At 45.3% G+C, this 12383-nt stretch carries 10 protein-coding genes; 5 read left to right on the forward strand and 5 right to left on the reverse strand.

Translation table 11 applies throughout. The features are described 5' to 3' along the window. The first annotated feature begins 560 nt into the window (after positions 1–560). Positions 561–3080, forward strand: coding sequence for a PAS domain S-box protein (locus VF500_RS09180; RefSeq protein WP_330859391.1), 2520 nt, complete (start codon positions 561–563; stop codon positions 3078–3080). Between the two features lie 494 nt (positions 3081–3574). Here VF500_RS09180 and VF500_RS09185 read toward each other — a convergent pair whose 3' ends face one another. Together VF500_RS09185 and VF500_RS09190 are read right to left on the reverse strand one after the other, a co-directional pair. Beyond that, positions 3575–3901: an ABC transporter permease gene (locus tag VF500_RS09185; protein ID WP_330859392.1), complete on the reverse strand. Its 327-nt coding sequence runs from the start codon at positions 3899–3901 to the stop codon at positions 3575–3577. Positions 3902–4103: 202 nt separating this feature from the next. Beyond that, entirely contained in the window at positions 4104–4448 is a 345-nt protein-coding gene (locus tag VF500_RS09190; protein WP_330859393.1) for a DUF5655 domain-containing protein, read from the reverse strand. Positions 4449–4601: 153 nt separating this feature from the next. On the opposite strand from VF500_RS09190, the gene VF500_RS09195 reads away from it, so the two are divergent. Then, positions 4602–6128, forward strand: a complete 1527-nt coding sequence (locus VF500_RS09195) for a PAS domain S-box protein (protein ID WP_330859394.1) — start codon at positions 4602–4604, stop codon at positions 6126–6128. A 249-nt stretch (positions 6129–6377) separates the two neighbouring features. Here VF500_RS09195 and VF500_RS09200 read toward each other — a convergent pair whose 3' ends face one another. Continuing rightward, the gene (locus VF500_RS09200) at positions 6378–7109 is read right to left on the reverse strand and encodes a DUF72 domain-containing protein (protein WP_330859395.1); all 732 of its coding nucleotides are present in this window, start codon (positions 7107–7109) and stop codon (positions 6378–6380) included. After that, positions 7109–7333 carry a hypothetical protein gene (locus VF500_RS09205; RefSeq protein WP_330859396.1) on the reverse strand — a complete coding sequence of 75 codons (225 nt, stop codon included), beginning with the start codon at positions 7331–7333 and terminating at the stop codon, positions 7109–7111. Before VF500_RS09205 ends, VF500_RS09200 begins: the two co-directional genes overlap by 1 nt. 230 nt (positions 7334–7563) lie before the next feature. Between VF500_RS09205 and VF500_RS09210 the strand changes: the two genes are divergently transcribed. The 3 genes from VF500_RS09210 (at position 7564) to VF500_RS09220 (ending at position 11663) form a co-directional block, all read left to right on the forward strand. Continuing rightward, on the forward strand, positions 7564–10590 hold the full coding sequence (locus VF500_RS09210) for a PAS domain S-box protein (RefSeq protein ID WP_330859397.1): 3027 nt from the start codon (positions 7564–7566) through the stop codon (positions 10588–10590). A 17-nt stretch (positions 10591–10607) separates the two neighbouring features. After that, positions 10608–10967, forward strand: a complete 360-nt coding sequence (locus VF500_RS09215) for a response regulator (RefSeq protein WP_330859398.1) — start codon at positions 10608–10610, stop codon at positions 10965–10967. A gap of 288 nt (positions 10968–11255) precedes the next feature. Beyond that, positions 11256–11663, forward strand: a complete 408-nt coding sequence (locus VF500_RS09220) for a response regulator (RefSeq protein ID WP_330859399.1) — start codon at positions 11256–11258, stop codon at positions 11661–11663. Positions 11664–11779: 116 nt separating this feature from the next. Here VF500_RS09220 and VF500_RS09225 read toward each other — a convergent pair whose 3' ends face one another. Then, the gene (locus tag VF500_RS09225) at positions 11780–12268 is read right to left on the reverse strand and encodes a DUF421 domain-containing protein (RefSeq protein ID WP_330859400.1); all 489 of its coding nucleotides are present in this window, start codon (positions 12266–12268) and stop codon (positions 11780–11782) included. Positions 12269–12383: the final 115 nt, after the last annotated feature.

Raw genomic sequence — 12383 nt, forward strand, 5'->3', positions numbered from 1 at the left:
TATAGTTCGACCATGCGCAATAGACTGAAGATTGGGATCACTTGGATTGATGTAATTTTAGCGACGCCACGACCTACAATATGCCCTATGCGCATCCGCAGGTCGACCGTTTGATGGGCACCTACCTGCTCCCGGCACTGATCAAATAGACAATCGTCATTAAATATTAAACTTCCCAGATTGGAAAGGCATTAAGGGCATGGAATGAAATCGATTTTGGTACCAAAATTGGCCCGGTCAAAATTATAACAACTGATCGCGGCATATAAAAAGAGAATGGCGAAGGGATTTTTGATCTCAAAAGCTTGAATAAGGTACTGAAGAAAGAGGCCACAATAGCGAAGTATAACGCCGTACGCAAGTTCAGGCCTCTCGCTTCAATAAAAGTTTTTGCATTGTAGATAATCTTTAATTCTAAGGGGAAGTCGAAAGTTTATCGGCGAAAATTTCTATTTTCCTTTATTTAAAAGAAAATAAGTGCCATTTTTTGCTTTTTAATTTAAACCTTTCCTAACTTTAGTTTGCTGATACCTGATTTAATATGTCTAATTTATAACGCTATGGGAACTAAGCGCAGACCTGAACTAAATAACGAAATAAACCCACAAGCAAACCAAAGTTTCCGGAAAAGTGAACTAAACTTTCGAAAGCTTATAGAACATAGCTACGCCGGAACAGCGCTTTTAAACAAAGATAATTATATTGTTTATCAGAGCTTCTCTGCGGAGCAGATAACCGGAAGAAACCTGTCTCTTTTGAAAGAGCGATCAATTTATTCGCTTGCCCATCCGGAAGATTTACCCCTGCTTAGGAGATCAACCAGCCAAATTATTGCAAATCCCGGCAGTAAGATCGCCGTGAAATTCCGTATCCTTCATCACTTAGGGCATTATATCTGGTTAGACGCTATGCTGGCTAACCTATTGGAAGATCCGGACATCCAGGCTTTGTCATTTAGTTTCATTGATATTACCGGTCAGATGGAGTTAGAAACCAAACGACTTCAAACAGAAAAACAGCGGGATTTTTTTTCTAAAATGAGTTCATTGTTTCGCGGTAACCATGCCATGGATTACATGCTGGAACGGGTTTTAGAAAGTGTACTAGGATTCACTGGCGGAAAAGAAGCGGCGATCTGGCTTCTAAATGCCACCTGCCTTGAGTTTGTAAAATTTGCAGGCACTCCCGACATCTCCCTGGCCGTTAGTGAAGGGTTGGCAGAACGTGTATGGCGAGAAAAAAGCATATTAACAGGTGATTTGGGCGAAATTGGACTACCATTGTATCAACACGAAGAATTCGTGGGGGTGCTGACCCTTGATATTGATACGGAGAAAATTCCCGTCACCGGAAACGAGCAGTTCTGGGAAGCTTTGAGCCATCAACTGGGAATGGAACTCCATCACCGACAGATGTCAGAGCAGCTGGAAGTACTTTTTGATCGTGCGCCGGATTTAATCGGTATAATGGGTGCGGACAGGGTATTCAAGAAGGTCAATCCGGCAATGTGCAATCAACTGGAATATACTGAGCAGGAAATACTGGCGCTATCCCTTGACAAACTTGTATGCCCCGATGACCTGGCAGTTAGCAAGGAGCGCACGAACGCATTTTTAGCCGGAGGGGACCAGACGATGTATTTTGAGAATCGTTTCAAGAGTAAGAGTGGAAAGATCATTTGGCTGTCCTGGACGGTTACGCGTTCTGCCGGAGAAAACGTGATGTTTTGTGTCGGAAAGAATATTTCTGACAAGAAAGAAGTGGAAGATCTGCTAGATAAAGCCAGTCAACTTGCACGGATTGGTGGTTGGGAAGTTGACCGCGTCAAAGGTACCGCCTATTGGTCACCAATTACGCGCGATATCTATGAGGTACCCAAGAACTTCATACCAAGGGCAGACAATTGGCTATCTTTTTATCAAGAAGGGGCAGACCGGGATTACATAGCCGGCAAAATGGCAGATGTGATTGCAACCGGAAAGCCTTGCGATGTTGAGCTGAAAATGTTAACTGCACGAGGTAACATCCGCTGGATCAGGGCGATCGCTGAAGCTGAGTTTAAAGAAGGCCGGTGTATTCGGGTCTTTGGCAGTTTTCAAGATATTGATAGTAGGAAAAAAGCCGAATTGGAAGCTATTGCTGCACTGAAGGAGCGAAACGAAATACTGGACAGCATAGGCGACGGCTTTTTTGCCGTAGATAATCAATGGAAAGTCACTTATTGGAATGCAGCAGCCGAACGCAGCGTTGGCAGGAGCCGGGATGAAATGTTGGGCAGGTGCCTTTGGGACGTATATCCTGACGTTACTGAACTTGAATTTTATCGCCAGTATCAACGGGCTAAGCAAACAGGGAAAGCGGTCCATTTTGAAGATTTCTACCCGCACCTTGAAGCATGGTTCAGCGTAAGTGCCTATCCCTCAGAAAGCGGGTTGTCTGTATTCTTCAAAAACATCAACGAAAGTAAAGCGGCAACGCAAGCGCTTGCCGAATCTGAAAAACGTTACAGCGACCTTTTTCATCTCAGCCCGCTGCCTATGTTCGTATATGAAATGAGCACACTGCGTTATCTTGATGTCAACTTAGCAGCGATTCGGCATTATGGTTACAGCCGGGAAGAATTTCTTTCCATGACCATATTTGATATCCGGCCTGCTGAAGATTTACCACTAGTGAAAAAGATCGTTACCGACCACGAGAACCAGGATAAGTTTCGGCTCGATGGTGTTTTTCGTCACTTAAAAAAAAACGGGGAGATCATTCGCGTCGACGTACAAAGCAATAAAATCATTTATCATGGCGTACAATGTAAAGTTGTACTTGCAAATGATGTTACAGAGCGGGTACGATATACAGAAGCTATTGAAAGCCAGAATAAAAAGCTCATGGAGATTTCGTGGATGCAGTCGCACGTCATTCGAGCGCCGCTTTCCCGGATTATGGGTTTATTGCCGATGCTTGACAAACCAATTAAGCCAGAACAACAGCAAATACATGAATACCTTGTTAAATCAGCTAATGAGTTAGACTCAGTTATTCGCTCTATAACAAATGTGACCAGCATGGTTCATCTGAAGTAATAAGTCGTTAACTGTACTGTTTCGCAGAATGGCTTCGCAGACGACACGTTTTGTATGTGGGTCATTACCTAAACCCACAAGGTCAACCTGCGGCATCGACCTGAATTCATTTAGCAGTACCTGGTTGGTGCTGACCTTACTCGTTTGCCAGGGTGTATTAACAAGCAGGATGGCATCCTTTTAACCTGAGGTTTTTATGTAAGGCGTAATAAATTTGTTGGCTTACCAAAATGGAAGTCAACATAAAAAACAGGGCTACAACAAACTGCAAAATTGTAAGCGACTTACGGAGCCACGCGTTCCGCGTTTTATTGCTATTGCCCTTGGACCTGTTTTTTTTGCACTGTTGCCGGCTGGTAACCTGACAACACCATTGCGGTATAAAAACGCAACAAAATACCTATCACAATGGTTAAAATTAGCAGGAAAGGCATCACATCCGGCCTTAGCATATTGGTGTAAATATCAGGAGATATAACATCGGCAAACATTTTTTAAATAATTGGCGCAAGCAACATCGATATGCAAACAGCAAAGGATGTTATCAAAAATGCTTCGCCTAAAAACTGAGCTGCTAATTGTATCCGTCTATTGCCCAAAGTTTTGAGTATCCCGATTTCTTTTGCTCTTTGGGCGGCGTGGGCCGTAGTTAAATTCACATAATTGATACATGCCAGCAACAACAAAAAGATAGCGCTGGCCAATAATCCGTAAAGTGTTGTTTTGCTGGCTGGCGATGAGAAATTAAAAATATTATAGTCGGGATTGAGGTGAATATCGTCCAATGGCTGCAAGATCAGATTCGCGATGTCTGAAGGCATTTTTTGCTCGGCACGTGGTTGATTGCTTTCCTTGAAAATGGTATTGATCTGCTTTATCCCCCCCTGGCGCCTTAGTACCCGGCGCCAGCTTTACAAAAACCTCTGATGCCGAAGAGATCCGGTTTCTTAGCGACTATAATTACCTCTACACCAGCAATAAAGGCCGACCGATTGCGTATCCCTTCTGTCTTATGATATGTTGTTATTTTTTTAAGTCATACGCCTGTTTAAGCCAGCTCAAAAGTTCATCATCAATATCATCAGGGCTCATTAATTTAATGGTATGATGAAAGCGGTTCGCAGACGCTTGTTCAGCCTTGCTTACTCTCTTGCCAGTCAGCTTATAGTTGAGATGCACTTCTAAGTTTATATATTCTTTTCTCGTATATACGCCGGCAAAACCAAAGCGGTTGCTTAAATGGATGCTTGTTTTCTTGGGTTCGGTTTTAATTGGCCCAAACTTTTGCAATTCACAGATAAGCCGTTCGTAAATCCGGGCAACGACCGGCTCTCTGCCTTCCAGATGGCTCAATTCAGTATATCCCATATCATCAAGACTATAAGTTAAAATTACAACTAATAATCAATTTTCTTTAATGCCCCTACCATATTTATTGCTTGTAAATGATTGTAAGTTTCGCCGACAAAATGCTAAGTTTACAACTTACGGGTGTTATGTACGTATGAAGGAAGCGTGAGTATGAACCGTTTTTCAACACTTAAAAAAACATTAATTATTATCGCTGCGGCGCTGAGCTGGGCGTTCATCGCCGATCCCCTGATCAGCCACCTGGCGGAGCAGTTGGAGCCGACGCACCGCGACCTGTTCCGAAGTCTGAACGACTTCATCGTCATCCTGCTGGTCAGTTTCATCCTGTATAGCAGAATAAACCGTCAAGCCGGCGAAGTCCGCAAGACGAGGGACGATTATCGCCGTCTGTTCGAAGAAGTACCGGTACCTATGTTCATTTTCGATAGCCGTAATTTCCACTTCCTGGCAGTGAACACTGCAGCCACCATCCAATATGGTTATAGCTACACGGAATTTTTACAATTGAAGATCACCGATATCCGTCCCGCCGAAGAAGTTGAGGCTTTTTTAGCGGCGGTTGATCAGATTCCGAACCGTTATGCAGATGCCGGGCGCTGGCTACATCGCAAAAAGAATGGGGAAGCTTTTTATGTTCGAGTCTTTTCTCATCATACCGTCTTTGAAGGCGTCCCGGCCAAGCAAACTCTGGTGATCGATATTGATCAAAAAGTGCGCACCGAAAAGGCGCTGGCCGAAAAAACGGCCGAACTGGAAAACGTGCTAGAAAGTATGACTGACGCGTTCTACACCGTCGATAACGACTGGAACTTCACTTATATAAATAAGGAATACGAACGGATACAGGGTCGCAACCGCGCAGATCTCATAGGCAGAAATGTGTGGGAACTGTTCCCCTACGGAAAAGAACAACGCTATTTCCGGGAGTATGACCGGGCACTGCGTGAACAGGTCAGCGTGCATTTCGAGGAGTTTAATACTTTTAACGGGATGTGGGTTTCGGCCAGCGCCTACCCGATCAAAAGCGGTCTGGCAATTTATTTCCGGGACATTACGGACGAAAAACTGATGCGTGAAAAAATTGCTAAAGATGAGCAGAACCTGCGGGCGATCATCAATAATACCCGTGACCTGATCTGGTCAGTGGACTGTGATTTTAATATTATTACGGGTAACGAAGCGTTTTGGGAACGCGTCGAGCGTTTTACCGGGAAACAGCCGGATACGATCAGCAACGCCGACTTTGAACAGGACATGATGCGGCCAATCCTGGACAGTTACCGCAGGGCATTCCGCGGTGAAGCTTTCCTTGTTATTCGCGAGCGGGAGCTCGACGGGAACAGGCGCTTTGAAGAATTAAGCTTTAACCCCATCCTCGACCAGCGGCAAGAAGTTACCGGCGTTAACTGCTTTTTAAGGGACATCACCAGCCAGCGGGAACACGTGGAGCAAATCGAAAAACAGAATGACAAATTCCGGGAGATCGCTTGGATACAATCTCACAAGCTGCGCCTTCCCGTCGCTAACATACTGGGATTGGCCGAGCTTTCCCGGCAGAAATGTTCCGCAAACGAGGAACTGATCCCCATGTTCCGCAAGGAAGCCCAACGGCTGGATGAATTGATCAGGGAAATTACGACGCTGACCGATGACCTTGGTGAACCAGGCAAGAAATAGCACATTCAATTTTGCTTAATAGGCAATTTTACGAAACCTTGAAGTTAATTTTAATCATCATAAATTGGTTGTCGAACCTGAGCGTTGGTTCTTTTATTCAAAATTTTGTCTTTCACCTGTTGATGTTATCTGTGACTCATATCAATTATTGGCTCCTGGCAGCTGTTAGTAATAAAAAGCGTGGCGCGGACCGAAGCCCCCGTACACATATTCAGCAGCCCCGCAGGTCCATTGCCACAACTAATAATTTTATTCTTCAAGACAGCCTTTCAGAAAATGCAGGTTCTCAAGAGCTGATCCTGCCGTATTGTTAAAATAAGTATAAACGATTCTTCCTTCCTGTTGCCACTCACTGATGTAGGACGCATATTCAGCAAGGAAACTTTCGCTATAGCTTCCCTTGTAATTGCCGGATGGGCCATGGAAACGAAGATAAATCAACTCATCGGCGGTAATCTCCATCGGCGTGGCTGATTTGGGCATATCCTGTAGCACCATGGCGGCCTGATGTTGATTTAATAACTCAAAAACGTCCTCCCTGTACCAGGAAGAATGACGAAACTCTACAGCAAAAGGCCATGCGTCTGCGCTCAACAAATCAAGCAATTTCGCTAATTGAGGCAAGCTATTTGCCTGCAGACTGGGTGGAAACTGAACCAACAAACATCCCTGTAATGGCTTTGGTAACTGAATTGTCTCCATAAATCTACCAACGTCCTGCGGGTTGAAAAGCAGATTTTTCTCATGGGTAATCCCTTTCCAAAGTTTAAAGGTAAAACGGAAATTATCATTTACTTCGGTAGCCCAGCGGGCAATTGTTTTTGCCTGCGGAACCTTATAAAATGAACTATTGATCTCAATACTATTTTCAGATAAAGCATAATAACCTAATCTGGACAAATGGGGATATTCAGGCGAAAAATCCCGTTTAGGCTTATCTATTAGTAAACCGCTGGTGCCTCCAAAAAAATCACCTTTCATCAGTCGAGGATAATATACCAGTGATTATCATCATTCAGCGCATAGATGAGGCCATCGCTCATTTCGTAAACATCACGGCCATGCTTTTGGCTGAAATACATTTTCTCATCACGGATTACGGTACCGTTATTCTCCACACGCAAAAAGAAAAGCAATGCACCCAAATTAGGTGCAACATCTTTGAGGTGCCTGGCCTCCCCTTCCTTTACAAATGCCGAACTCATGTTTGTTTAAGTTTTACTTTGAATTATGTGCAAAATTGCGTTCAGGTATTCTTAACACCAATACCGTGCCATGCCATTACCGCTTTAATATTTATATCATGCACGCTGTAAGTATAACAACTGTCTGGTTAAACGGATCTTGGGATGGCTACCAAGCGTTAAATAAATACATCTATAAATTAGATAGATGTACCCAAACTAAAATTCGACTTTTTTGTCTTTAAATCTTGATGACCCAGCCAACGCAAACCAACTTTTCAACCCAGGCCATAGCAGAGCGTGAAGGACGTTTCCGCGCCTTAGTCACTGCTACATCCGATATCATCTATATCATGAGCCCGGATTGGACGGTACTACAGCAGCTGGACGGGCGCGGTTTTTTACCGGATACAGCCGAACCCACCGAAGACTGGCTGCAGAAATATATTTTTCCGCAGGATCAACCGGCTGTAAAGGCGGCTATTGCCGAAGCTATCCAAAATAAAACCATCTTTGAGCTCGAACACCGCGTGTTGCGTACTGATGGATCACCCGGCTGGACATTATCACGGGCAGTACCGATCATGGACGAACAAGGCAGGATCACTGAATGGTTCGGCACCGCAACTGATATTACAGAACGCCGTCAAATTCAGGAGGTGCTTCTGGCGAGTAACGATCTGGCCGAACAGCAAAAACGTTTCTATGAAACTATCACAGGCAGTACCCCTGATCTGATCTATGTGTTCGGGCTGGACTACCGATTCACCTACGCCAACCAGGCGCTGCTTACCATGTGGGGCAAAACCTGGGATACCGCTGTAGGGAAAGGATTACGGGAGAACGGTTATGAAGAGTGGCATGCCCAAATGCACGAACGCGAGATTGACCAGGTACGCAGCGACAAAAAGCCTGTGCGCGGCGTGGTATCTTTCCCGCATGCTATTTTGGGTTCACGTATATACGATTACATTTTAACGCCGGTATTTGGTGAAGACGGAGAGGTAACCGCAGTTGCCGGTACTACCCGCGATATTACAGAGATACGTAATGCAGAGGAACAATTACAAGTACTCAACCGTGAACTCCATGCCGCCCAGGAGCAACTCAATTTTGCGTTGAACGCGGCCGGTATCGGCACCTGGGACCTTGATATTGCCACCCAAAAAGTACAATGGGACGATCGATGCCGCGAATTGTTTGGCTTTCCGCCCCACGTGGAAACAAACTACCAAAATGTTTTAAGCTACGTACACAAAGATGACAGGAACCGCGTAGATAAGGCGGTACAAGCCGCACTTATACCGGGCTCCGACGGGCGTTACGATCTGCGCTACCGGACTGTGGGTGCAACCGATGGACGTCTGCGCTGGGTGCACTGCAAGGGCCGCGCTTTTTTTGATACCGGTGGCCAGTCCTATCGCTTTGCAGGTACCGTGCAGGACGTGACCGATGAGGTGATTGCCAGGCGTCGGGAACAGCAATTACTTAGTCTGGTTAGGTATAACAACGATCATATGTCCATCGCGGATATGCAGGGCCGCATGATCTATATGAACGAGTCTGCCAAACAACTTTTGGGTGTAGGGCCGGATGAAGATTATACCCGGTTCAGTTCCGGAGATTTTTATGACGCGGATGAACTGGCGCGTGTGCAACAACACGTACTGCCGGCTATCGATCCGGAGAAAGGCTGGAAAGGCATTAACCGCCTCAAAAACAAAAATACAGGAGAAGTGATCCCCTGCGAAGTAAGCTATACACTGGTGACCGACCTTGATACCGGCGAGGTAATTGGCCGGGGTGCTACTGTGCGCGACCTCCGTCCGGAGCTTAAGGCCCGCGCTGAGTTGCAGCGGCTGGCAACTATGGTAGATGTAAGTGAGGATTTTTCGAATTATTGCGACATCGAAGGCCGTACGCTTTACCTGAACCAATCCGGCAAGGAACTGATTGGCTTAGGCGACGAGGAATTTAAAGGGGTTTCATTGTACAATTACCACAGCGAGCCCTCTAACAGGCTCATACAGCAAACGGTGATCCCAACCATTTATCGCGAAGGCCGCTGGACGGGCCGCCTGGACCTGGTAAACCAGAAAACCGGCGAAGTTATCCCCATACATAAGCAAATGTACCTCATTCGTGAAGAGATCACCAATGAACCGGTGGCTATAGCCGGTATTGCACGTGACCTCCGCCCGGAGATCCAGGCGCGCAATGCCCTGAACAAAGTGATTAGGGAAATGGCTTTCCTTGCCGATTCCATCCCGGCAGTAGTGTGGACAAGTACACCCGGAGGGCAGCTGGATTATGTTAACAAACGCTGGCATGACCTGCATCCGGGGAAGGAAAGTGATCCGCTGGGCGATGCCTGGTCAGGAAACCTTCATCCTGATGATGCAGAACGCGCCAAGCTCACCTGGCAAAAAGCGATCACCTCCGGCGAACCCTACCGCATCGAATTTCGCGTACGGGAAGAAAACGACTACCGCTGGTACCTGGTACAGGCGCTTCCGCTACGCGACGATGAAGGCAAAATCATGAAATGGTACGGTACCAATACAGACATCCATGTGCAAAAAGAACTGCAGGCTCAAAAGGATAATTTCCTGGGTGTTGCCAGCCATGAACTTAAAACCCCTGTCACCAGCATTAAAGCTTATGCCCAGGTTCTGGAACGTGTATTTCGCAATAATGGAGATGAAAAAAGTGCCGATTTGGTAGGTAAAATGGACCGGCAGGTGAACCGGCTTAACAGCCTGATCAGTGACCTGTTAGATGTAACCAAGATCAACAGCGGGCGGATGCAGTTCAATGAATCAACCTTTTCATTTAGTGAACTTGTAACAGAAACCGTGGAAGATATTCAGCGTACTGCCCTTAAACACATTATCAGGCGCGAACTGAAATATGATGGTGAAGTTTCCGGTGACCGCGATCGCCTTGGCCAGGTGATCATCAACCTGCTAACTAATGCGATCAAATATTCGCCGGATGCCAGCCGGATCATGATATACACGCAACAGGAAAATGACGAGATCCAATTGTGTGTTCAGGATTTTGGGATAGGTATCAGTCCGGAAAAACAGGACAAAGTGTTTGAACAGTTCTATCGCGTTAGTGGCACCCGGGAGCATACCTTCCCCGGCCTAGGTTTGGGTTTATATATTTCGGCAGAAATTGTGCGCCGGATGGGTGGCCGCATTTGGGTAACTTCTACAGAGGGCAAGGGCTCTACCTTCTGCTTTTCGCTGCCATTAACAATAACTAATAGATAATAAAAGAGATATAATACGTGAAAAGAATTTTATTGGCCGATGATGACGATGGTATTATAGACGCTACCAGGATGATGCTGGAGTTGGAAAACTATGAAGTAATACCAACCCTTCAAGGTCAGCGCATTCTGGAACTGGCACAAAAAGAACAGCCCGACCTGATCGTGATGGATATCTGGATGTCGGGGATAGATGGCCGTGATATCTGCCGTATGCTCAAAAACACCCTACAAGTACAAACTATACCAGTACTCATGATTTCAGCCAGCCGCGAAACACGGCAGTCTGCCCTTGACGCCGGCGCCACCGATTTTATTGAAAAACCTTTTGATATTGATAGTTTGCTGGAGAAGGTTGGATCGTTATTGTCAAAATAAGATTGACTGTATTTCCGCGGCGGTCGGCCTGTGATCAAAACTGTTTGTCAAATTGGCCACCGCATTATGCAACAATAATAACGCGTAACGCACATAATTTCAATTAACTACCTGATAAATAAATTAAACAATAATATAGATTATTTTTTAATATTATCTACCTTTAAGTTGTATGGTTTTAGGACCTGATCCCGGTCGACTTGCGAAGATGGGCATTTGCACCGTTCTTCGACGTGACTTTATCGCTTTCAGCTTTTTGAGCTAACCCACCATACTGAAAGCGCACTCATGAAAAAAATCTTGTTGTTGGACGACGACCTGGATATTGTTCAGATTGTCGAAGAAGTATTGCCTTACGAACAATACAAAGTGAAAAGCAGCATGCAATGCACTGGTTTTTTGTCCACCGCTGAACATTTTCAGCCCGATGTCATTTTGCTCGATTACCGCTTAGCAGATGGAAGTGGCGGCGAATTATGCCGGACTATTAAATCACATCCTACATTACACAATATTCCAGTCATTATTTTTTCTGCTTATACCCAGCCAGGGCTCGATTTTAACGTTTATGGCTGTGATGCAATAATTGCTAAACCTTTTGACCTGGACAACCTGGTTGAAACTATAAACAATCTGATAATGAGAAAAATAAAAAAGAATCATACGCTATCAATGGAAAGAAGGCCATCTAATTAAGGTATCAGAACCAACCCGCGAACAATTCTGAAAGGTGCACTAAGTGATCAAAAACTCCAGTTCTTTTATGATCGCTTTGATGCATTATTTACCATGCAATATTCGCTCTAATCGCACTATTTCTTTTTAATAGCGCTGATCTCGCCGTTCCTTTCCATATAAACTTTTTCTATCCCCTCCATATCTTCTGTAAGCGCCGACTTCCGAACACCCTGCATGATATCTTCTTCGCAAACCAGGCCTTTTTCCATATTGCTTTTAATAAACTTCCCTTGATCAAACAGCGGGATCTTATCGCCCTCTACAAAGCGGCCGAAAGCTTTGTGATGAACAATGAGCCAGCCAAACATGCGATGGAGAATAACGATAACGAAGCAGCAGGCCACTACCGGCACAAAAGAAGATGCACCTACAACAGCCCGGCTCATAATTGCCCCCAGCGAAATGGTAATAATATTATCCAGTGGTGTGCGCACGCCAAACGAGCGCCGGCCCGAAATACGGATCAGCAGGAAGGCTATAATAAATATAACCACCCCACGACTGCTCATTTGCAGGGCATTGAGGTCCTTTCCCTCACCAAAAATTTTCAATAGCAGTTCCATATCAATTCTTCTTGGTTTTTAATGAATTAATCTATCACCAACCGCGGCCGGTTTGTAGCCAGGCATTTGATCGTGACGGCAGATAGCCGGTTTATGCATAGCCACCTCGCTTATA

It is taken from the genome of Mucilaginibacter sp. (assembly GCF_036383575.1).
GTDB lineage: Bacteria > Bacteroidota > Bacteroidia > Sphingobacteriales > Sphingobacteriaceae > Mucilaginibacter.